This window comes from Labrenzia sp. PO1 (genome assembly GCF_012273635.1).
Taxonomy (GTDB): Bacteria; Pseudomonadota; Alphaproteobacteria; order Rhizobiales; family Stappiaceae; genus Roseibium; species Roseibium algicola.
The window spans coordinates 247,740-269,592 of record NZ_JAAXCR010000004.1; the positions used below are offsets into that span (position 1 = coordinate 247,740).

Genomic DNA, 21,853 nt, shown 5'->3' on the forward strand with positions numbered 1-21,853 from the left:
TTAGCATCCTGCAAGACCTGTACTGCCGTCCCTGAGCCTGGCTCAGGCTTTCAGGCGCTCGGCCAGCCAGGCAAGACCCGTATCGGGAATGCCCATTTCCTGGAGGTGGGCGGCGGTGTTGATGACATAGTCCGGATTGGCGCCGGACTTGCCGACAGCGCCTCTTACGATTTCCAGCTGCTCTTCAAGCGGCAAGGAACCCGCATATTGGGCATGGCCGTGATCGACCATGTAGACCAGCGCTTCCACCTTCTCGCCGCTGTCGAGCTCTACGTGATGATGGTGCTCCTTGTAGACCATCGTCGTCTGTTCCCGGGCGCGCAGATATTCCAGCACCTGCGGCCAGATATCCCCGGAGACCTGATAGGCGATGCCCCGGCATGCGCCGCCGTTGTCGAGGCCGAAGACGAGACCTGGTCTCTGCTGCGTACCCCGATGTACCCAGGAATAGACGCAAAGCGAGCGATGTGCACCGCGCAGCAGCGCCGGTTCGGCGCGCTGGTGATCAAATCCTGGGTTCCACATCAAAGAACCGTAGCCAAAGACCCAAAAATCGCTCATATCGACCTGTCTTGTGTTACCGCAGCTGCGGAGATAGCAAGCTGCACCGGTCGTTTCAATGGCACTCCGGCAGCGCCTGTCCTGCAGGTGGCCCTTGTCGGCAGTGTGACCGGTCCGGAAATCGCCCGAACCAGAAGAGAGTGTCTCCCAGTGTCCGATATCAAGACCAAGCCGCCGAAACCCACCAGACGCGGGTATATCCTGCTGGCAGGAGCTGTCGTTCTGGTAATTGCTGGCTGGTCGGCCGCCTGGTTTTATGGGCAGTCCGTGCTGCGGGAACAACTCGACCGGCAAATTGTCCGCATGGCGGATCAGGGCCTGGATGTGAGCTGCGCGGATCTTGCCATTGCCGGCTATCCGTTCCGCTATGAGGTCTCCTGCGCGGACATGCGTTCGGCCGACCGCTGGGGAACAGCCGCATCGCTCGGCGGGCTGAATGCCGTCGCCTTGATCTATAATCCGTGGCACGTGATCTTCGAGGCAAAGTCGCCTGCGGCCATGTCGGTGCCGGTGAACGGCCTCGAGGGTGGCCTGACGTGGCAGACGGCCCGCGCCAGCGTGAAGTTCAGCGACAATGCGCTCGGATCGTTCGATGCGGTGATCGACAAACCGGAAGCAGCGTTCGACACCGCCCTCGCCCGGGGGCTGTTTGCGGCTGAAAAGTCCGAAGTCCATCTGCGCAAGCAACCCGAGAGCGCGGCGACGCTGGAAAGTTTCGTCACGGTTCAGGACCTCAGCCTCAAATCTCTGCCGGAACTTCAGCAGACGATTTCCCTGCGCAGCCATGCCCGTATCGAAGGCGGCACGGCCCTGCTTGCAGGGACTGACCTCGTTTCGCTTGTGCGGGCGCAGGGCGGAGAACTGCCGGTCGAACTGGTGCTTACCGAGATACTGCTCGGGGCTGGCAAGGCCACGGCAAGCGGCAATCTTGTGCTTTCGGGTGACGGCACCTTGAGCGGATCACTGGAGTTGAACCTCGGCAATCCGGACGCGCTTCTGGACAGCGTGAAGCCCTTGTTCCCGCCTGAAGACCAGACTTTCTCACTGCTGCAGAATGTGGTGAAGAGCCTGGAGCCTGCCGCCAAGGAGGTCGACGGTGTGCGGACCATCACGCTGCCGGTCTCGGTCGACCGCGGCGTGGTTCGCATCGGTTTTCTGCCGCTTGGCCAGATCCCGCCGTTGTTTCCCGCGGGATCCTGATCACTTGATGGCCTCAGTCCGCACCCTGAACAGCGGTATGCGGACTGAAACCTGCCTGAAGGCGAAGCTCGGTCAGTCGCCGGCGATGCGGTCGATCGGGATCAGGTAGCTCTTGCGATGATCGGGTTCAGCGATCTTTTCGTAGAGCGCAACCGCCGGGGTGTTCTTGCCCGGTACAAGCCAGCGCAAATGCAGCCATCCGCGGTTCTGGCCTTCGCTGACCAGGGTTTCGATCATCTTGCGGCCGGTGCCCTTGTTGCGGTGATCGGGATGGACATAGATGTCATCCATCTGGCCGATCCTGAGACCCGTAATGAGTTCCGGCAGGTCGAAGAAAACTGCGAAGCCGACCAGCTTGTCGCCTTCGAAAGCTCCCAGAACCTCGGCCGTCTTGTCCGACAGAATGCGTTCGGCGTAATAGGCGTCGGGACGACGCGGTGCACCGCGCCGCAGCGCCTGAGCATTTTCGGCAATAAGCGGCGCAAGCTTATGAGCATCATCCAGCCGAAGGGCCCTGATTTGCGTTGTCGTCATGATTTCCCCGGAAAGCAAATCGATTAAGAGTGTGACTTTGGTCCACCATGTCCCGAAACGGGTTCGCTGATCAAGGACTTCGATCAATTAATGGCTGCGGCATTGCTGACGGTCGGCTACGCAGGCCCTGTCCGGGGTCTGCGGCCTTTCGCTTGCGGCAATTTCGTGCCATGAGCGATGCACGGAAAAGACGGGAACAGGAAATGGCGGACAAGCAAAAGTTGAGGGCGACGCTGATCGGACTTACAGCTGTGCTGATGTGGGCGACCCTCGGCCTGTTCGGTGCCGGTTCCGGCAATGTGCCTCCGTTCCTGTTGAACACGCTCTGTTTCGGCTTCTCCGGCATCATGGCGCTGATCTGGCTGATCGCGACAGGCAGGACCCGGTTGCTCAGGCAGCCGCTCGGCGTCTGGGCATTCGGCACGTTCGGCCTGTTCGGCTTTCATTTTTTCTATTTCACTGCCATCCGCAACGCGCCGCCTGTGGAAGCAAATCTGATCAACTACACCTGGCCGCTCCTGATCGTGCTGTTTTCCGCCCTGTTACCGGGGGAACGGCTGCGTCTGCATCATGTCATTGGAACGGTTCTGGGCCTGGCCGGCGCGGTGCTTCTGATCACCGGCGGGGAAGGTGTCGGTTTTTCCTCCGGCTCGATGCTCGGTTATGGGGCGGCGGTGGCCTCGTGTCTGTTCTGGTCCAGCTATTCCGTGCTGTCGCGCAGACTGGGTGCGGTGCCGACCGAAGCCGTTGCGGGGTTCTGTGTGATGACCGCAATCCTTTCGGGTATCTGCCATCTGGCGCTGGAGGAAACGATCCTGCCTGCATCGTCGCTGGAATGGGCATCGGTGCTGGCGCTTGCCGCCTTTCCGGTGGGACTTGCGTTTTTCACCTGGGACGTCGGCGTCAAGCATGGCGACATCCAGGTGCTGGGCGCAGCGGCCTATTCGGCACCGCTCCTGTCCACCCTGTTACTGATTGCCTTCGGCTTCGGGGCGCTGACACCTGCCGTTGGCATCGCCTGTGTGGCGATTACGCTGGGGGCGGTGATTGCCGCAAAGGACATGATCTTCAAGCGCCGGCAGAAAGCGCCGGTGAGCATGCAGGCAGACGAACTTCCGTGATCGACGGCAGCGACTGCGTTTGGCGGTACCCTGGTGCACGAACGCAGCCGTTCCCCCTTCGGCGAATTCCCCTGGCCGCCGCGATCCACTAGGGTGTGGACTCAAAAATGAAGATGAAATGGTTTGAGGCGGATTGGTCTTCCTCAAGGCGCGGAGGCGCAGGAAATGTGGTTCATTTTCAAGCTTTCGCAACGCTGAGGAGGACCAATCCGGTCAAATCCGAAGGACATGAAAATGGCTTCACCGCGTGTCGTCAGCGTGCTTGACCGGGCAGAAAGCCCGCTCCGCGCACCCTTCCTAACGCGGTTTCGCCATTTCTCATGCCATTTCGTCTTCATTTTTGAGTCCACACCCTAGGTTAACCGGAAATCCGTTTTCCCGACTTGCAGGATCGACCCATGACAACACAGCCAAGACCCCGCCGTTCCGCTCTCTACATGCCCGGCTCCAACGCCCGGGCGTTGGAAAAGGCGGCAACGCTGGATGTGGACTGCCTGCTGCTGGACCTTGAAGACGCGGTCGCTCCCGATGCCAAGGACATGGCGCGCACCCAGATCGCCGAGGCCGTTTCGGCCCGTCCCTATGGCAATCGCGAGGTGGTGATCCGCATCAACGGGCTGGAGACACCCTGGGGCGAAGACGATCTGGCGGCAGCGGTGAAGGCCAATCCGGATGCCATTCTGGTGCCCAAGGTCAACGGCCCGGCCGACCTGCAGATGGTTGCGCACAAGCTATCGCTTCTGGGGGCGTCCGCGGACCTGAAACTCTGGGCCATGATGGAAACGCCGCTCGCCATGCTGAATGCCGCCGCCATCGGCGCCTGCGGTCTGGATCCGGCTGTGCGGCTGTCCTGTTTTGTGATGGGCACCAATGATCTGGCCAAGGAAACAAGGGCACGCCTCACATCCGGCCGGGCTGCCATGATGCCCTGGCTGATGACCTGCGTTGCGGCAGCGCGTGCCGGCGGCATCGACATTCTGGACGGTGTCTACAATGCGTTTCAGGACGAGGAAGGTTTCGCCGCCGAATGCGCCCAGGGTGTCGACATGGGCATGGACGGCAAGACGCTGATCCACCCGAAACAGATCGCCCCCTGCCACGCAGCTTTCAGTCCGTCGGAAGAGGAAGTTGCCTGGGCACGCAAGATCAATTCTCTGTTCGATGAGCCTGAAAATGCGGGCAAGGGCGCAATCCAGGTGGACGGCAAGATGGTTGAAAGGCTACATGCGGACATGGGCAAGCGGGTGATCGCCATTGCCGACGCCATCGCTGCCCGGACCTGACACACAAGAGAGCTCTCATGAAACTCTACCGCTTCATCACCGGCATCGACGACAGCGAATTCTGCCACCGGGTTACCCAGGCTCTCAACAAGGGCTGGCAGCTGTCCGGTTCTCCTTCGCTTACCTACGACGCAACGCGTGGCGCGACCATTTGCGGCCAGGCAGTGACAAAGGAAGTCGAAGGCGTTGAATACTCCCGGGACATCAAGCTCGGCGACTACTGATCGCAGTCGGTTCCATGAATCAGGTTGCTCTGAGCGAGCGCTGAAAATTCAACGGCCCCGGAAAGTTCCGGGGCCGTTTCGCTTTGTCGGGTCATGAAGTTCGGTTCGCTACTGCATCCCCTTCGACAGGAAGTCCTCGACAATGTTCGACATGTTGAACGACGCCCCACCCTGAACCGGGGGATAGTCTGCAAGGCTCTGCAGATGCTGACCCATGAGCACGCCCATCGGCTGGATAAGCCACGATATCTTTTGCATCAGATGTCCGTAGCCATCGGTTGAATCGTAGCTCTCGAATGGATCCGCACGGATGTTGAACACCAGTGGGACGGTCCGCGGAATCAGGTTGGCGTAATAGTCTTCTTTGGTCGAGAAGTGGAATTTCCAGGGTCCCATCCTGATCGCCGTCAGCACGCTTTCGTAATAGTGAAAGATGTGAGTGCGATTGGAATTGGCCTGTTCGCCCTTCCAGTAGGCCAGATTGTTGACCCCGTCGATGAACTGCTGCTTCTCGGCCATCACTTCGGCGTTCACGTCGTCAATGCCGGCAGCTGCGGCAAGGGTGGTGAACATGTCTTGGTGCGCCTGAATTCCGTTCATGACCTGGCCGGGTTCCAGCACATTCGGCCAGCGCACCATGGAAATGACACGCACACCGCCCTCATAGGTGGTCATCTTTTCGCCCCGGAACGGGGTGGTAGCGCCATGAGGCCAGGAGGCATGCTCCGGGCCGTTGTCGGTCGAATACCAGACAATGGTGTTTTCCGTCAGGCCCTGTTGGTCGAGCCAGTCCAGCACCAGGCCGATATCATGATCGTGCTGCAGCATGCCCGAGCCGTGGTAGTCGGCTTCGGTCGTATAGGCTTCGGCGGCGTAGCGCCACTCGTCGTTCAGCCGCGTATAGAGATGCATGCGGCTGGTGTTCAGCCAGACAAAGAACGGTTCGCCTGCTTCCTGGGCGTTTTTCATGAAGTCCTTGGCCAGAGGGATGACTTCTCCCTCGTCGAAGTTCTTCATCCGCTCCTGGGTGAGCGGACCGGTGTCCTCGACCGTCTGCTTGCCTATGACACCAAACCTGGGCTGTTCGGTATCGTCGAAGGTTTCCGATGCAAAGCTGTGTATGACGCCCCGTGTTCCGAACTGCTTCTCGTATTCCTCAAGGCTGCCGGAAAAGGCTTCGCCGAAACGCTGGTAGTCGCGCTGTTCGGCTTCTTCCTGCGTATTGAGATGATAGAGATTGCCGAAGAATTCGTCGAAGCCATGGACGGTGGGCAGGTGCTCGTTCCGGTCACCCAGATGGTTCTTGCCGAAATGTCCCGTGCGGTAGCCGATCTGTTTCAGCTCTTCCGCAAGCGTTGGCGATTCTGCTTTCAGACCGAGCGACGACCCGGGTTGACCCACGGTGGTCATGCCGGACCTGATCGGGTACTGGCCGGTCAGAAAGGCCGCACGGCCTGCGGTGCAGCTCGGCTGGGCATAGTGATCGGTGAAGCGGAGGCCTTCATTCGCCAGGCGGTCGATGTTGGGTGTGGTGTAACCCATGGTGCCCATGCCGTAGGCGGAAACATTCTGCCAACCGACATCGTCGCCCCAGATGACCAATATGTTTGGTGGTTTTGACTCTTGCGCCATGGACGTTGTGCACGTCATGAGAAGTGCGATGGGCAAGCCTGCAAGCAGATGTCGAAAAGACATGATCCCCGTCTCCCTTGAACACACTCGAAAAGTTCCTCAGGCAGAGTAGGCGCAACACGGCAATAAGCCAAGCTGTGATAGTGCTTACGTTTAATGCACGGAATGGTCGCATCCGGGAATCGCCCAGGATTTGCCCGGGATATGTTCGGGTTCTGGTGTCGCCATACAGATTCAGGCCTCAGCGGATACCGTGGTCCTGTCCGCAATGCCGTCCTGAAGCAGGTCCTCAACGAACCAGGCCGCGAACTGGTGACGGCCCGAAACACCGGCCTTTGCGTAGATCCTGGTCAATTGGGCGCGCACGGTTCCCTGTGCCGCGCCCCGCAGCTGAGCGATTTCGGAAAGATCCAGGCCTTTCAGGGCCAGGAGGCCGACATCGCTTTCGGCAGGCGTCAGGCCCCATTCGGCAAACTGGGCGTCAATGATCCGGGCAAGGTCGCCACGGGCGGCTCCAAGGGCGCGCTCCTGATTGCGCAGTCTTTCCAGGGTGAGCCGCAACTGCCAGCCGGCCAGAAAAATGCCGACGATCAACACGAAGGCGACAAAGAATTCGAAAATGGAATGCGGGCTGCTGACGTCGGTCACAAGATCGGTAAAGGCATCGCCGACAAAAAAGATCGCGGCAACGGACTGCAACAGCATGAACGCGGCAAGGGCGGTCGTCTCCCGCCGCCCCTGTCGAAGGTTGATCCCTGTAAATGTCATTTGTCCTTGATCCGGCCAACCAGCATGGGTCGGACCAGATTACGCCTCGTCGCGCGACTTTCAACTGCGACACCTGCGACATGGATCAGGGCCAGCACCAGCATCAGGTTGGCTGCGATTTCATGAACTTCCTTTGCAGCTTCCCCCAGCACCTTGCTGTCTTCGCCCTTTTCATCATCGTCGTCCTTGACGAGCACCGACCAGTCTCCGGCGGCAACCGCCGCCTTTTCCTCGGCAATCGTGATGGGGCTCTTGGCGCCGGTCATGTAAAGGCCGGTTCCGGTTACCACTACAAGGCAGGCCCAGAGCGCATAGACCATGATCGCTCCAGCGGGATTATGGGAGCGGTAGTGGCGCGGGCTACCGCGAACGAGATCGATCAGGTGAGACACCGCAGCGCGCGGATCAGGTGGAAAGGCGGAGAACCTGGCTTCCGCCGGTCCGAGAAATCCCCAGACAAAGCGGAGCGCAAGCAGGGCAAGAACACCCCAGCCAATCCAGATGTGAATGGTGCCGCCCGCCTTGTTGAGGAGGCCGTTGGCAATCACCGCGACTGCGATCAGCCAATGGCTGATACGCACCAGCGGATCCCACAATTCGGGGGGGCTTTGCGCCCCCTCGTTCGATTGCGGGGTGTTTGAGGCACCCATGATCAGTCTTCGTTCTTGACGTTGGTGACCTTGCCGGATTTCGGGTCGATGTAGACTTCCCAAAGCTTGTTTTGCGCATCGGTGCACTTCGCTTCGATCTTGCCGTCCTCGGCTTCGAATTCCTTGACGGTGCAACCGGCCTTGGCCAGCGCCGCGGTGGCTTCCTCGGGATTGGTGCCGACCATGTCACCAACGGCGGGCATGGCCTGCGCGGCGACCGGAGCAAGGCAGAGGCAGAGTACGGCGAGAGATTTCTTCAGCATGATTGTGTCCTTCATCAGGTTTCTGCGACCGTTGCGGTCTTCGTCCTGATTGGCCGCAAACTCGGCTTCGGTCGATTGACGGACTGCTGACGCCAAGCATCATAAGCAGGTGCTTACGCGCGGATTTCGATCCTTCGACAGCCGTCCAGAAGGTCAAACCAGGCAAATGGTCTTGCCAGGGTTGAAACGGCTGAAATGAATTGCGAAGTCATGGGAACAAGAATTGCTCCGGCACATTTGCGAGCCGGTATTTTCAATTTGCATCAAGGAAACAGGCCGTTGCGCATCTTTTCCCTTCTGGCGCACCCCAGGGACAACAGCTTCTGCCATGCGCTGTCGAAACAGGCGCGTGATGCTCTGGAGGCCGAGGGGCACCAGATAGATCACCACGATCTTTACGCCGAAGAGTTCGATCCCTGTCTGACAGCAGAGGAAGCCTACTCGATCGGCGATACTCTGGAAGAAGTGCTGTCCCGTTCAGAGGATGCCGTCGTTGCGCGGCACAGGGAAGGTATTTCGAACGCCGATGGTCTGCTGGTCGTCCATCCGAACTGGTGGGGCAAACCGCCGGCGATCCTTGCAGGCTGGATGGACCGTGTGCTGGTGCCGGGCGTTGCCTATCGGCTGCAGACTGCCGACGGTCTGCCGGAAGGACTGCTGTCGATCCGCAAAGCCGTCATCTTCAACACGTCCGACACCGAGGCGGAGCGAGAGCGACTTGATCTTGGAGACCCGCTGGAGCTGATCTGGGGCCGGTGCGTGCTGCCGTATTGTGGCGCTCTGGATTATGAGCGCCACGTCTTCAGGCCCGTTGTGGGCAGCTCCTATCCCCAGCGGCAAGACTGGCTGGAAGAAACCGCCCATATTTGTCGAAGCGCCTTTGATGGTTGACTAAGCTGTCACGAGATCCTTCAGGACGTCGGCCGCGAGCTGGAAGGATTTCACGCGGGCGCCGTGATCATGGATCATGCCGGTGATCATCAGTTCGTCGGGCTGATAGCGGTTGATGATTGCCGACAGTTGGTCGTGGATCGTCGCCGGAGATCCCGTTGCCGAGCAGGACAGGGCGTGTTCGACCTGCGCCAGAACGGCGGGCGGAATTTCGGCGGGGACATTTTCCACCGGCAGGGGCAGTTTACCGGGGTTGCCCATGCGCAACCGGGCGAAAGCGAGCAACTGGGAAGAGCGCAGGTAATCTGCCTCTTCGTCGGTGTCGGCAGCAAAGACGCCAGCTGCCACCATCACATGCGGTCTGGCGAGCTGCGGTGACGGCTGGAAGGTTGCCCGGTAGATCTCCAGTGCTTCTTCCAGCATGTCCGGTGCGAAATGGGAGGCAAAGGCATAGGGCAGCCCGAAGGCCGCCGCGAGTTGCGCCCCGTAAAGGCTCGAGCCAAGGATCCAGATCGGTACCTGCGTGCCTTCGCCCGGAATCGCGCGCACCCTGCTGGTTTCAGAAGCGGGTCTGAAATAGCCCATCAGCTCCTGGACATCCTGCGGAAAACTGTCCTCACCGGCCATGTGGCGACGCAGGGCCCTGGCCGTCGCCATGTCCGTGCCCGGGGCGCGGCCCAGGCCCAGGTCGATCCGGCCCGGGTAAAGCGTTGCCAGCGTGCCGAATTGCTCGGCGATGATCAGCGGCGAGTGGTTGGGCAGCATGATACCGCCTGCGCCGACGCGCATGGTGGAGGTTGCTGCCGCCACCTGCCCGATGACAAGGGATGTAGCGGCGCTGGCGATGCCCGGCATGTTGTGATGCTCGGCCAGCCAGTAGCGATGGTAGCCTGCTTGTTCCGCGGACCGCGCCAGATCGACCGTGTTTGCCAGAGCCGCGGCCGCTGTCTTGCCTTCCGGCACAGGGGACAGATCGAGAAGGGAAAAATGCTGCATGGATATCTCCGTTGGAGCTCCATGTAGGATCTGAAAACCCACCCGCCAAGGTCAAGTTTTGTCGGCAGCCTTCCCAGGCGCTTAAACGGGCATGGCTCCCGGGGTCAGCGGGATCTATTCGGCGAATGTCGCTTCGAACACACGCTCGTAGATATGCTTCACCACTGCGGTCTCTTCAGACCCCTGCCGGGCGAGGTTGCCGAGACCTGGCGCGGCGTTGACTTCCAGGACAACAGGTTCTGCGTTGGCCGCAGTTGGCAAGATCAGGTCAACGGCGGCATAGCGCAGAGACAGGGCCTGTGCGGCCTCGCGGGCAAGGGCTGCAAGGCCCGGGGCGAGCGAGCCGGTGACAATTCTGGCCGTGCCGCCCGCGGACAGATTGACCACGGGCAGAAGCGTGACCGTCTGGCCTGGCGCGGGAACCGTTTCCAGCATCAGCCCTTGTTGCTGCAGTTCGAGGACGAGGCGAGGGTCGGCAGCGTCGAAGCGCGGATCGGCGCCGATGATCTCGGCAATGTTGCGATGACCGTCGCCCGTGATCTGAGGCGGATGGCGTTCGATGGCGCACAGCACATCGTCGTCCAGAACGATAATTCTCAGTTCCTGTCCGCGGATTTCCGGTTGCACCAGCAGCTGGTCGTTGCTCTTGGCGAGGGTGTGCAGGGCCGTTTGAAGGGTGTGACTGGTGTCGACCCGCACTACGTCCCGCCCTTCCCGGCCACAGTTCGGTTTGACGTAAAGCGGGAACCCCTGGTTCCCGGCAAAATCCAGAAGGTCTTGCGGCGCAGTTCGGCTCGTGCGGATGTCGTGTGCGAAAACCAGAAGTCCGTCCGGCACTGTCAGGCCTGCGGTCTTCAGAAAGGCCGCGGCATAGGCCTTGTCGGTGGCGATTTCCGCTGCGCCGAGCGTGTTGAGGTCGAACCTTGTGCCCTTGAAGAACCAGCGCTTGCCAGACGGGCTTTCGACCATGCCGGCATGGCCATGGGCGTCGCCCGCCGTCAGGCGGTAGCCTTTGCGGGCGCAATAGGCCTCAAGCAGGTCAAAGACGAGTGCGCGCCGGCCGGCCGTTTCCGTCATGCTGGGGCCAGCCGGGCTGTCAGTTGTTTTTCTGGCGGGCGTTGGCCAGATAATCGATCTTGAAAAGGTCCGGATTGGTCGGGCCGTTGGACACAACGTTATAAACCGCAACGGATGTGTCGTAGCCCTGCTGGTCGGTAACGGTCCACTGCTTCAATGCGTAGTCCTTGGCATCGAAGATCAGCGTCAGGGTACCGGAGTTGAACTTGGTCTTGTCCAGGATGGTGACGGTGATCAGGTCTTCTTCCACCAGAACGTTGGTGACGTTGGTGTCCTTCTGCAGGTCGATGTCGTCGGACAGCAGGAAGCGCAGCGGCGTCTGGCCAAGAGGCCAGATGTCCTGGGTGTTCAGCTTGCGGTCGCGCACGGAAACCGACTTGCCGTCGGCCACAATGTCGAGCACGGAAGGCTTGTTGTAGTAGAAGCGCACCTTTCCCGGGCGGGCCATGTAGAACTTGCCGTCGGACTGGTTTCCGTCAGGACCGAACTGGATGAAGTCGCCATGCATGGTCTTCACCGAGTTGAAATAGGAGTTGAGATCCCTGAGGGCATTTTGTTCCTGCTCGGTCAGCGCCGCGGCGGGCAGCAGTGCCGACAGGGACAGAGCCGCAGCAATACCGGCTGCCAGCATAGGTTTGATCAGGCGGGAAGCGAAGCGTTTCAGCATGATGCAATGTCCTAAATCGTTCTCTGTGTGACACGTTTCCCCCTAGCTAGGGAGCGTGTGTGGCAAAGCTTTGGCAGTTTACCATCAAAAATCTTCTTCCACGCCGTTCTGCACGAGAATTTCGCGTTTTCCGGCATGGTTGGCGGCGCTGATCAGGCCTTCGTTTTCCATCCGCTCAATCAGCGAAGCAGCACGGTTGTAACCGATCGAAAGGCGCCGCTGCACATAGGAGGTCGACGCCTTCTTGTCGCGCAGCACGATGGCAACCGCCTTGTCGTACAGATCGTTGCCCTCCTCGCCGCCTGCAAGTCCGCCGCCACCGTCGTAGGGGCTTTCGGCCTCGTCATCTTCCTCGGTCACGGCTTCCAGATATTGCGGCGTGCCCTGAACCTTCAGGTGCTTGACGATATCCTCGACCTCGTCGTCGGAGACGAACGGCCCGTGCACACGCTGGATGCGCCCGCCGCCGGCCATGTAGAGCATGTCGCCCATGCCCAGAAGCTGTTCGGCGCCCATTTCACCCAGGATGGTGCGGCTGTCGATCTTCGACGTCACCTGGAAGGAGATACGGGTCGGGAAGTTGGCCTTGATGGTGCCGGTAATGACATCCACCGACGGCCGCTGCGTGGCCATGATCAGGTGAATGCCGGCGGCACGGGCCATCTGAGCCAGGCGCTGGATAGCACCTTCGATGTCCTTGCCGGCCACCATCATCAGGTCGGCCATCTCGTCGACGATGACGACGATATACGGCATCGCCTCGAGCGGCAGCTGCTCTTCTTCGTAGATCGGCTGGCCGGTGTCGCGGTCGAAGCCGGTTTGAACGGTGCGGGTGAATGTTTCGTTCTTTTCCAGCGCCTGCTTGATGCGGGTGTTGTAGCCGTCGATGTTGCGGACGCCCATCTTGGACATCTTCTTGTAGCGGTCTTCCATCTCGCGGACGGTCCACTTCAAGGCAACGACGGCTTTCTTCGGATCGGTCACAACCGGTGTCAGCAGATGCGGAATGCCGTCGTAGATCGACAGTTCCAGCATCTTGGGGTCGATCATGATCATCTTGCACTGCTCGGGCGTCAGCCGGTAGAGCAGCGACAGGATCATGGTGTTGATCGAGACCGACTTGCCCGAGCCGGTGGTACCGGCCACAAGCAGGTGAGGCATGCGGGCCAGATCCGCGACAACGCTTTCGCCGTTGATGGTCTTGCCCAGGGCCAGCGCCAGCTTGGCCTTGGACTTTTCGAAGTCCTGGGCGGCCAGCAGTTCACGCAGGTAAACCGTCTCACGACGGGCATTCGGCAGTTCGATACCGATGGCGTTCTTGCCCGGGATCACCGCCACACGGGCGGAAATCGCGCTCATGGAGCGGGCGATGTCGTCCGCAAGGCCGATGACACGCGAGGACTTGATGCCCGGTGCCGGTTCCAGTTCGTACAGGGTCACGACCGGACCGGGGCGAACCTCGATGATTTCGCCGCGAACACCGAAATCCTCAAGCACGCCTTCCAGGATGCGGGCATTCTGCTCCAGCGCATCGGCGGACAGACCCGGCACCTTGCCGGCAACCTTCGGCTCGGCCAGCAGCCGCAACGGAGGCAATTCGTACTCTTCCGGGGCTCCGAGGAAGGATGGCTGTGCTTCCTCGATCGCACGCTTGCTCTGCTTCGGACGCGGTGCCTGCGGAATGACGCGGCCGTTCGCTGCCGGTTGCGCAGGCGCTTGCTGAGCCTCCGGCGCGGCAATGCCGACCGGGACCGCGGGACGACCGTTGACGGGGCCCTTGTCGATCATCAGATCGTCCGGCTCGAAGGTGTCGCCTTCCTCGTCGTAGTATTCTTCCGCGTAAGGTTCGTCTCCGTCGTCCGCATGACGGCCGCGCTGGTAGAAGTCGTCCAGGCCGTCGTCATCTTGCGGCATCAGCCGGCCGGCAAGGGCCTTGCGGAATGCTTTCAGGCGGCTGCCCTGGCGGGTGTCTTCCGGCTCGTAGTCAGTGTCGTCCTCATCCTCGTCCCAGTATTCTTCTTCATCCTGGGCCTGGCTGCGCTTCAGGCCGGTCAACCGGCGCACCTGTGCAGCAGCCTGAAGACCGAAATGCTCCATCTGGCCGACGAAGGCACTCATGAAGATACCGATGCGGGACTCGCCATCGTCGTCGTCAAAGTCGAGTTCATGCTCGGCGGCCTTGCCGTGACCGACAGGGCCGGCCACAGGCTCGATCCGTTCGGACGGAGCGCCGATGCTGCCCAGCCAACCGGCAGCTGCCAGCAGGCACAGGATAGCCGGTACGCCAAGACCAAGCACGCCGACGATCGTGGCGGCGCCGCTTGTCATGTTGTCGGTAACGAGCGCAGGCAAATGGTGAACGGTGTCGCCGAAAAAGCCGCCGAGACCGGTCGGCAGCGGCCAGCTTTCGGGAACCGGCAGCGACGCCAGGGCACCTGCGGCAAGGCTTGTGCCGATCAGCCAGTAGACCAGGCGCTTGCGGCCGATGCCAAGCGCGTGGCCGGTCAGAAGCCGCCAGCCCCACAGAACCAGAGGAATCAGGAAGACGGCCGTCGCAAGGCCGATGGTCTGCATCAGAATGTCTGCAAGGACAGCGCCCGGTGTTCCCAGGGCGTTGCGCACCTGGCCACCGGTGGCATGATTGAAGCTCGGGTCGCTGACGGACCAGGTGGCAAGGCTTGCCGCGAGCATTGCCGCCAGCGCAATGATACCGAGGCCCGCGGCCCCGACAAGATTGCGCCGGATGAACCGCTTCAGTGGGCTCTCGGTGTCCAGAAGGTCAACCGAAGATCTGCGGCCGTTGCCGCGAACTGCGCTGGCCCGCCTCATGCCTTGTCCCCCAACCATTTTGCCAGACGCTCCAGAGCGATCTCTGTCTGCTCAAGAGGAGCCGTCAGGCTGATGCGAATATAGTTCCGCCCCGGATTGCTGCCGTCCGACTGGTCCGAGGCAAGGTAGCTGCCCGGCAGCACCTTGAGCCCGATTTCGGTCCAGAGTGCCTTCGTGACCGCAACGGCGTCGCCCCAACGGCTGATATCCAGCCACAGGAAGAACCCGGCGTCAGGCGTGACCGGCCCAAGGATCGGGCCGAGGTGTTTTTCGGCAGCTTCGAATTTTTCGTTGTAGAGCCTGCGGTTTTCAATGACGTGGGATTCGTCCTGATAGGCCCGGACGGCAACTGCCTGTGCCGGCAGCGGCACCTGCGGTGCGGCAAGGCCTCTGAACTTCGCCCATTTTTTCAGGAACTCGGGATCGCCTGCCGCAAAGCCGCAGCGCAGGCCCGCCAGGTTGGAGCGTTTGGACAGCGAATTGAGAACGATGATGTTGGCAAAGCCACCGCCCTGCTCTTCATTCAGATCCCTGGCCGCTTCCAGAATGCCGATTGGCGGCGTCTCGCGATAGATTTCCGAATAGCATTCGTCTGCAAAGATATAGAAGCGATGCTTGCGGGCGAGACCGATCAGGCGCTGCCAATAGGCGGTGTCGGCCACAAACCCTTCCGGATTTGTGGGCGAGGCAACATAAAAGGCGACGGTCCTTTCCAGCAGCTCCGCATCGAGGCTGTCGAGATCAGGCAGAAAATTGTTTCCCGCAATCGCGTCGAGCAGCACGGCCTCCGCATCGGCGACATGCGCTGCGGCAGCATAGGTCTGGTAGAACGGGTTGGGCAGAATCACCACAGGGTGGTCCAGGCCCTTGTTCAGCTGATCACGCGCGGCAATGGCGCCGAAAGAAAGTCCTTCGCGGGATCCATTCAGTGGCAGCACACCATGGTCGGCGTCGATCAACCCACCCAGATTGTATCGGCGATCCAGCCAGGATGCGACGGCCGAACGGAATTCAGGCGAGCCGTCGATCGGTGGATAACGGCGGAAACCGGCCATATTTTCAGCCAGAACTTCCGCGGTAAAATCAGGAATGGCGTGTTGCGGTTCGCCAATCGTCATGACAATCGGGTCGAGCCCCGGTGTCTCGCCGCTCAGGAGTTCGGCAAGGCGTTGAAACGGATTGGAGCTCGGCAGGGACACACCGCGCTGGTAGGCTTTTTTGCTGGCAAGCATGAATGATCCGGCACTCGTTACGCATAACTTTGCTCAGACCCTATAGCCGGTGTGGTAAATCCCTTATTAACCAAGCGGGGCAGGGCACAGGAAATGCTGCAAATGGTTGCGGATTTTCCCGCACTGCCTGCCCGGGCGTCTGACCTGTCCAAAGGGACAATTTCACCCCTCCGTCCTTGGTTGGCGGGAATTGCCCGGAAGTCCTTGATCGTCAACGAAGACTCTGTAGAAATTGAAGGCATCGGCGCGGTCGGCAGAAATGAAATATGCCTGACCTTTTTCAAAGTGCGCCCACCTGGACAGGCTCTACGATGTCGAAAACAACAAAAAATCCGATAAGCGTCGTTTGCTTCGGCGATTCTCTCACCTGGGGATTCAATCCGGTCGACAAATCCAGGTACGGCCACGACATCCGCTGGACCCGGCTTCTGCAGAAAGAACTGGGTGACGGGTTTTATGTGGCCGAAGAAGGCGTCAACGGCCGAACAACCGTTTTCGAGGATCCGGTCAAGGGCGACAAGAACGGTCTTGCGCATCTGGCCACCGTTCGCAAGACGCATATGCCGATCGACATTCTGATCATCATGCTCGGCACCAACGACCTTCAGGCCCGGTTCTGCATGAACGCGGAAACAATCGCGATTGCCATGGGACGCCTTCTGGATTTTGCCCGCAGGCCAACCGACGATGTCGAAGGCCGGGCGCCAAAGGTGCTGCTGATGTCACCGCCGCCGCTGGCACCACTGGCAGGCACACCCTTCGTGGCACAGTTCAGCGAACAGAGCGTCACGGAATCCCATCGCCTGGCCGCCTGCTACCGGGAGAAAGCTGCTGAATATGGTGCAGCTTTCTTCGATGCAGGAACGGTGATTTCCGCCAGCCCGGTTGATGCCGTCCATTTCGATGCGGAGCCGCAGGCCGATCTCGCCAGGGCAGTGGCAGCGGAAGTGCGCAAGCTGGCAAACTGAATTGGCAGACTGGATTGCCTGCTGCGGTTAGAGCTGTCTCCGACAGGCAGACCGGCTGAACATTGCCTCAGAAATCCGAGGTCAGTCCCTTGATCTCCCAATCGTCGTAGCGGGTGGGTTCCAGGCCGCCGCGTCCGTTGACCTCTTCGGCCATGTTCTGCTGTCTTGCGTCGATTTCCTTGCGCCGTTCTTCAGCTTCCTTCAGGGCGCGCTGGGCTGCCGGTGGCAGGTCCTCGAATTTCCGCTTCGGAGCTTCCTCGACATTGGTCTTCAGGGAGGGAGCCTCGTTCTGGCTGTAGCGGCTCGTCAGGTTGTCCGGTGTTTCTGTCATGGCTCTTCGGGTCGTTCAGATTGCAGTCTTGTCTGGCGTATATAAGGTAATCTTGCCAAGAATGGCAGCACTCCCCATCTGTTGGACGGATACAAAGGCCATTATGCGCCTTCTTGCAAGCAGTCGAAAACAGGACAGAAACGGAAACAAGCGGCGATGAACTACATTCGCACGGCAATGCTTCTGGCGGGGATGACCGCCTTGTTCATGGGGATCGGTTTCATGATCGGCGGTCAGTCGGGCATGCTGATCGCGCTGCTTATTGCAGCCGCCATGAACCTGTTCAGTTACTGGAACGCGGACAAGATGGTCCTGCGCATGCATCATGCCAGGGAAGTGGGTGAGCGCGAAGCGCCGGAGTTCTACCGGATGATACGGGAGCTGGCGCAGAATGCCGAGTTGCCGATGCCCAAGGTCTACATCATCGACAATCCGCAGCCGAATGCCTTTGCGACCGGCCGCAACCCGCAAAACGCCGCCGTCGCGGCAACGACGGGCCTGCTCGACATGCTGACGCCCGAGGAGATTGCCGGTGTGATGGCCCATGAGCTGGCCCATGTGAAGAACCACGACACGCTGATCATGACGATCACGGCGACAATCGCCGGTGCGATTTCCATGCTGGCCAACTTTGCCTTCTTCTTCGGCGGCAACCGCAACAATCCGCTGGGCATCGTCGGGGTTATCCTGATGATGGTCGTGGCGCCGCTGGCGGCAATGGTCGTGCAGATGGCGATCTCCCGGACGCGCGAATATGCGGCCGACCGGATGGGCGCACAGATCTGCGGCGAACCCATGTGGCTGGCTTCAGCACTTGCGAAGATCTCGCGCGGGGTGGAGCACATCCATAACCCGGACGCGGAAGCGAACCCGGCAACCGCACATATGTTCATCATGAACCCGCTGTCAGGCGAGCGGATGGACAATCTGTTCTCCACTCACCCGAACACCCAGAACCGGATTGACGAACTGCGCAAGCTGTCGGATGCAGGTCTGGGCACCGGTGGCAGGGGCGGCAGAAGCGGTCCCATGTCGTTTACCCGCCAGGCTCCACAGCAGGCCGGCCCGTGGAGCGGCGCCGGTCCGACGGGGCCGTCCTCCGCGCCTCGCCGTCCAAAAGGGCCGTGGGGATAGGCCACAGTCCCCCGGAACGTCAGCTTCTTTGACAAAAACAACTTTGCCGGATGACCACCCGGCTTTAGTATGACCAGATGCGCCGCGACCGGCAGACCGGTCTGCGGCGCTTGATTTTGATACCGGCCGTAACAGCAGGGCCGGGCGCGTGAATGGATTGAGCCTTGACCAAACGGCCGAACAACAAACAGAAGCCTTCAGGCAAACCGGCACCCGAACAGGCCGAAAAGCCGGGGTTTGCCGCACGCAAGGTGGCTGCCGATATTCTTGGCAACGTCGTTCACAAGAAACGGCCTCTCGATGGCGAGCTGGATATCACCTCCGGCCACTCCGGATTTCGCGCGCTGGCCGGCAATGATCGTTCGCTGGTTCGCGCAATCATCGGTGCGGCCTTGCGCCACCGGGGTGAAATCGCTGAAATCCTGGATCGGTTGCTTGATCGGCCGATCCCTGAAAAGACGGGCCGGATCCTGGATATCCTGCATGTGGCCATAGCCCAGATGCTGTTTCTCGACATTCCGGACCGTGCTGCCGTCTCTCTTGCTGTTGATCATGCCGGTCTCGACCGCCGGGCTCGTCCCTACAAGGGTCTGGTCAACGGTGTGTTGCGCCGGCTCGGGCGCGAGCGGGACGAAGTGACCGGTGATCTCGATCCGGCGGTGCTGAACACACCGGACTGGCTGATGGAAAGCTGGCAGGCAGCCTATGGAGTGGAGACAGCGCGCGAGATCGCGCGGGCTCACGAAAGCGAAGCGGCGCTGGATCTGTCGGTGAAAGCGGATCCGGAAGAGTGGGCCCGGAAACTGGACGGCCAGATTGTGGGTGCGGGCAGCATCCGCCTTGTGCGCAAGGGCGCTGTCGATGCACTTGAAGGCTATGGCGACGGCCAGTGGTGGGTGCAGGATGCCGCCGCGGCGCTTCCCGCCCGGCTTCTTGGTGACGTGAAGGGTCTGCGTGTTGCCGATCTTTGCGCTGCACCGGGCGGCAAGACCGCACAATTGGCGGCCGCGGGTGCAAGCGTAACCGCGGTCGATATTTCAAAGGCGCGCCTGAAACGTCTTGAAGAAAACATGACGCGGCTCGGCCTGAGTGTTGAAACGGTTGCGGCGGATTTGCGGGCCTTTGAGCCGGAAGAGCTCTTTGATGCAATCCTGCTCGATGCGCCCTGCAGCGCGACAGGCACGATCCGCCGGCACCCCGATGTGCCCTGGATCAAGAAGCCATACGACATTGAAAAGCTGACGGAAATCCAGAGCGAATTGCTGGACAGGGTGATGGGCTGGGTCAAGCCGGGTGGGCTGGTCGTCTATTGTACCTGTTCGCTGGAAGCGGCGGAAGGCGAAGCCCAGGTGGCCGGTTTTCTGGAGCGGCAGGCCGGAAAAATCGAACTGGTTCCGGTCGAGGCCTCAGAGGTGGGCGGCCTTGCCGAATGCGTCACAAATGAAGGTTATCTTCGCTGTCTGCCCTGCCATAGCGCCGCCTTGGATCCGGTGAGCAAGGGCATGGACGGCTTTTTTGCCGCAAGGTTCCGCCGGTTTTAACGCGGAATAAACTGTTCACTTGCAATGATTCTTTAAATGAAATGCTAACCTTAATGGTTCGTTTCCTGAATTAGACACCGGAGATTCCCCATAAACGCGCAGAAACCATCAGTTTTGGAGATGGTTTGGTGAATACTGCAAGCCTGAGTGAAAGAAGCCGCATCTGGCGGCTTGTGGCCCTGCATATTTGGCAACGCTCCTTGAAATGGATGCATGGCGGGCCGCTGTTCCGCATGCAGCCGTTTTCGGCTGTGCCTGCGCGCCTGCTCATTGCGCCGCAGGATCTGCGCACTGCCGACGCGACCAATGCTGCCGATATCTACGGCGGCCGCTTCCTGTTCTCCGGCCATCTGGTGGAGACGCAAGGCAGATCTCCGTTCGAGCTTCAGGCCGTTCACGAAGACTGGCAGCGTGAGCTTCACAGCTTCGGCTGGATGCGGGACCTTCGCGCCGCCGACAGCCAGATTTCCCGGCAAAATGCCCGGGCGCTGGTGGAGGATTGGATCAAGTTTTGCGGTCGTTGGCACGACATCGGCTGGGAAGCGTCGGTTGTGACCCGCCGCATTCTGTCCTGGCTGGCGCATTCGCCCTTCATTCTTCAGGACGGCGATCACGAGTTCTACCGCAGTTTCGTGCGGTCGCTGGCTCGCCAGGTGCGTTACCTGCGCCAGACCATCAACGAAACGGAAGACGGCGTCGAGCGACTGCATGCAGCCCTTGCCATGGCATCCGCCTGTATCTCCATGGCCGGACAGGGCCGCTTTGCACGCCAGAGCATCCGTCGTCTCGATCAGGAGCTGACACGCCAGATCCTGCCCGATGGCGGCCATATCTCGCGCAATCCGAAAGCGCTGATCGACATTCTCGCGGACCTGCTGCCGGTTCGCCAGGCCTTCGTAGCGCAAGGGCTGGAGGTTCCACCGGCGATGGTGCAGTCGGTGGACCGGATGATGCCACTACTGCGCTTCTTCCGTCATGGCGACGGGGCTCTTGCCCATTTCAACGGCATGGGCTCGACGCCGAGCGACCTTGTCGCCACCATCCTTGCCTATGACGATGCACGGGGCGCCCCACCGCAGAATGCGCCGCATTCCGGCTATCAGCGCTTAACCGGTGGCAATTCCGTTGTCCTGATCGACACCGGCCCTGCCCCGGCCATCGGCGTTTCCGGCGACGCTCATGCAGGCTGTCTTTCGTTCGAATTCTCCTCCGGCAACAACCGGATCGTCGTCAATTGCGGCGTCTCGCCCAAGTCCAATCCGGCCTGGCGCCGGGTCAGCCGCTCGACGCCTGCACACTCAACGGCGGTGATCGAGGATACGTCCTCCTGCCGGTTCCTGTCGAACCGGCCGTTCGGGCATATTCTGGGCGCACCCATCCTGTCCGGTCCGGTCAGGGTGCCGGTGGAGCGGGAAGACGATGCGGCCGGCAGCCGGATCACGGCCTCCCATGATGGTTATGCCAGCGAGTTCCATGTCCTGCATGAGCGCGACATTCGCCTTGCAGGCGACGGCACGGTGCTGGACGGCATCGACACGTTTTCGGCAATCGGTCCTGTGGACAGCGAAAACCGCTACGCAATCCGCTTTCACCTGCATCCGGGCCTGCGCAGCTCGCTCATCCGCGGCGGATCAGCGGTGCTCCTGGTGTGCCGGGACGGCGAAGCCTGGGAATTCGAAGCGCCCGGGACCGAGGTCATGCTGGAAGAAAGCATCTATCTTTCGGATGTCTACGGCCACCGCAAGACCGAGCAGATCGTGATCTCCGGTGCCGTGCTCGAGGCCCCCTCCGTGGGGTGGCAGTTCCGCAAGACGGCGACGGCCAAACTCAGCCGGCGCGGCACCAGCGATTTTGACGAGCCGGACGAACTCCCGCTGGAAGAATAGAGACCTTCCGCTTTTGCTGAAGACGTGATAGGGCGACGGCAACTCCCGGACCGTCCCCAATTGCG

21 protein-coding genes are annotated in these 21,853 nt (G+C 60.7%); 9 read left to right on the forward strand and 12 right to left on the reverse strand.

Annotated features, from left to right (window positions below):
* Nucleotides 1–42: 42 nt before the first annotated feature.
* Nucleotides 43–561, reverse strand: coding sequence for a gamma-glutamylcyclotransferase (locus HCG46_RS21265; protein ID WP_023002540.1), 519 nt, complete (start codon nt 559–561; stop codon nt 43–45).
* Nucleotides 562–711: 150 nt separating this feature from the next.
* Between HCG46_RS21265 and HCG46_RS21270 the strand changes: the two genes are divergently transcribed.
* On the forward strand, nt 712–1,761 hold the full coding sequence (locus HCG46_RS21270; protein WP_168687310.1) for a DUF2125 domain-containing protein: 1,050 nt from the start codon (nt 712–714) through the stop codon (nt 1,759–1,761).
* Nucleotides 1,762–1,833: 72 nt separating this feature from the next.
* On the opposite strand, the gene HCG46_RS21275 is transcribed toward HCG46_RS21270, so the two are convergent.
* Complete coding sequence (locus HCG46_RS21275) at nt 1,834–2,295, reverse strand: GNAT family N-acetyltransferase (RefSeq protein ID WP_023002542.1); 462 nt, start codon at nt 2,293–2,295, stop codon at nt 1,834–1,836.
* A 203-nt stretch (nt 2,296–2,498) separates the two neighbouring features.
* Between HCG46_RS21275 and HCG46_RS21280 the strand changes: the two genes are divergently transcribed.
* The 3 genes from HCG46_RS21280 to HCG46_RS21290 all read left to right on the forward strand — a co-directional run bounded on the left by HCG46_RS21280 (nt 2,499) and on the right by HCG46_RS21290 (nt 4,923).
* Complete coding sequence (locus HCG46_RS21280; RefSeq protein ID WP_168687311.1) at nt 2,499–3,416, forward strand: EamA family transporter; 918 nt, start codon at nt 2,499–2,501, stop codon at nt 3,414–3,416.
* A gap of 398 nt (nt 3,417–3,814) precedes the next feature.
* Complete coding sequence (locus HCG46_RS21285; protein WP_168687312.1) at nt 3,815–4,699, forward strand: CoA ester lyase; 885 nt, start codon at nt 3,815–3,817, stop codon at nt 4,697–4,699.
* A 17-nt stretch (nt 4,700–4,716) separates the two neighbouring features.
* Entirely contained in the window at nt 4,717–4,923 is a 207-nt protein-coding gene (locus HCG46_RS21290; protein ID WP_023002545.1) for a DUF1737 domain-containing protein, read from the forward strand.
* Nucleotides 4,924–5,031: 108 nt separating this feature from the next.
* Here the strand turns inward: HCG46_RS21290 and HCG46_RS21295 are convergent, their stop codons facing one another.
* The 4 genes from HCG46_RS21295 to HCG46_RS21310 form a co-directional block, all read right to left on the reverse strand.
* Nucleotides 5,032–6,618 (reverse strand): arylsulfatase, encoded by a 1,587-nt coding sequence (locus HCG46_RS21295; RefSeq protein WP_209009570.1) that lies wholly within the window; start codon nt 6,616–6,618, stop codon nt 5,032–5,034.
* A 171-nt stretch (nt 6,619–6,789) separates the two neighbouring features.
* A complete protein-coding gene (locus tag HCG46_RS21300; protein WP_168687313.1) occupies nt 6,790–7,323 on the reverse strand; it encodes a helix-turn-helix transcriptional regulator in 534 nt (177 codons plus the stop codon).
* Nucleotides 7,320–7,973, reverse strand: a complete 654-nt coding sequence (locus tag HCG46_RS21305; protein ID WP_055660156.1) for a cytochrome b/b6 domain-containing protein — start codon at nt 7,971–7,973, stop codon at nt 7,320–7,322. Before HCG46_RS21305 ends, HCG46_RS21300 begins: the two co-directional genes overlap by 4 nt.
* 2 nt (nt 7,974–7,975) lie before the next feature.
* Nucleotides 7,976–8,236, reverse strand: coding sequence for a PepSY domain-containing protein (locus HCG46_RS21310; RefSeq protein WP_075282756.1), 261 nt, complete (start codon nt 8,234–8,236; stop codon nt 7,976–7,978).
* A gap of 279 nt (nt 8,237–8,515) precedes the next feature.
* Between HCG46_RS21310 and HCG46_RS21315 the strand changes: the two genes are divergently transcribed.
* The gene (locus HCG46_RS21315; RefSeq protein ID WP_286185473.1) at nt 8,516–9,127 is read left to right on the forward strand and encodes an NAD(P)H-dependent oxidoreductase; all 612 of its coding nucleotides are present in this window, start codon (nt 8,516–8,518) and stop codon (nt 9,125–9,127) included.
* Here HCG46_RS21315 and HCG46_RS21320 read toward each other — a convergent pair whose 3' ends face one another.
* The 5 genes from HCG46_RS21320 to HCG46_RS21340 form a co-directional block, all read right to left on the reverse strand.
* The gene (locus HCG46_RS21320; RefSeq protein WP_168687314.1) at nt 9,128–10,123 is read right to left on the reverse strand and encodes an LLM class flavin-dependent oxidoreductase; all 996 of its coding nucleotides are present in this window, start codon (nt 10,121–10,123) and stop codon (nt 9,128–9,130) included.
* Nucleotides 10,124–10,237: 114 nt separating this feature from the next.
* Nucleotides 10,238–11,200, reverse strand: coding sequence for an ATP-dependent carboxylate-amine ligase (locus HCG46_RS21325; RefSeq protein WP_168687315.1), 963 nt, complete (start codon nt 11,198–11,200; stop codon nt 10,238–10,240).
* Nucleotides 11,201–11,219: 19 nt separating this feature from the next.
* On the reverse strand, nt 11,220–11,867 hold the full coding sequence (locus tag HCG46_RS21330; protein WP_023002553.1) for an outer membrane lipoprotein carrier protein LolA: 648 nt from the start codon (nt 11,865–11,867) through the stop codon (nt 11,220–11,222).
* 84 nt (nt 11,868–11,951) lie between these two features.
* Nucleotides 11,952–14,696 (reverse strand): DNA translocase FtsK, encoded by a 2,745-nt coding sequence (locus HCG46_RS21335; RefSeq protein WP_168687316.1) that lies wholly within the window; start codon nt 14,694–14,696, stop codon nt 11,952–11,954.
* Entirely contained in the window at nt 14,693–15,928 is a 1,236-nt protein-coding gene (locus tag HCG46_RS21340) for an aminotransferase class I/II-fold pyridoxal phosphate-dependent enzyme (protein WP_023002555.1), read from the reverse strand. The genes HCG46_RS21335 and HCG46_RS21340 overlap by 4 nt, the downstream gene beginning before the upstream one ends.
* Nucleotides 15,929–16,239: 311 nt before the next feature.
* Here HCG46_RS21340 and HCG46_RS21345 point away from each other — a divergent pair, with 311 nt between their 5' ends.
* Complete coding sequence (locus tag HCG46_RS21345) at nt 16,240–16,896, forward strand: SGNH/GDSL hydrolase family protein (protein WP_023002556.1); 657 nt, start codon at nt 16,240–16,242, stop codon at nt 16,894–16,896.
* Between the two features lie 67 nt (nt 16,897–16,963).
* Here the strand turns inward: HCG46_RS21345 and HCG46_RS21350 are convergent, their stop codons facing one another.
* Nucleotides 16,964–17,227, reverse strand: a complete 264-nt coding sequence (locus tag HCG46_RS21350; protein ID WP_205838624.1) for a DUF1674 domain-containing protein — start codon at nt 17,225–17,227, stop codon at nt 16,964–16,966.
* Nucleotides 17,228–17,383: 156 nt separating this feature from the next.
* Here HCG46_RS21350 and htpX point away from each other — a divergent pair, with 156 nt between their 5' ends.
* The 3 genes from htpX to HCG46_RS21365 all read left to right on the forward strand — a co-directional run bounded on the left by htpX (nt 17,384) and on the right by HCG46_RS21365 (nt 21,788).
* Nucleotides 17,384–18,361 carry a zinc metalloprotease HtpX gene (gene htpX, locus HCG46_RS21355; RefSeq protein ID WP_168687317.1) on the forward strand — a complete coding sequence of 326 codons (978 nt, stop codon included), beginning with the start codon at nt 17,384–17,386 and terminating at the stop codon, nt 18,359–18,361.
* Nucleotides 18,362–18,525: 164 nt separating this feature from the next.
* Complete coding sequence (rsmB, locus tag HCG46_RS21360; protein ID WP_168687318.1) at nt 18,526–19,902, forward strand: 16S rRNA (cytosine(967)-C(5))-methyltransferase RsmB; 1,377 nt, start codon at nt 18,526–18,528, stop codon at nt 19,900–19,902.
* Between the two features lie 128 nt (nt 19,903–20,030).
* A complete protein-coding gene (locus tag HCG46_RS21365; RefSeq protein WP_208984644.1) occupies nt 20,031–21,788 on the forward strand; it encodes a heparinase II/III family protein in 1,758 nt (585 codons plus the stop codon).
* The last annotated feature ends 65 nt before the right edge of the window (nt 21,789–21,853 follow it).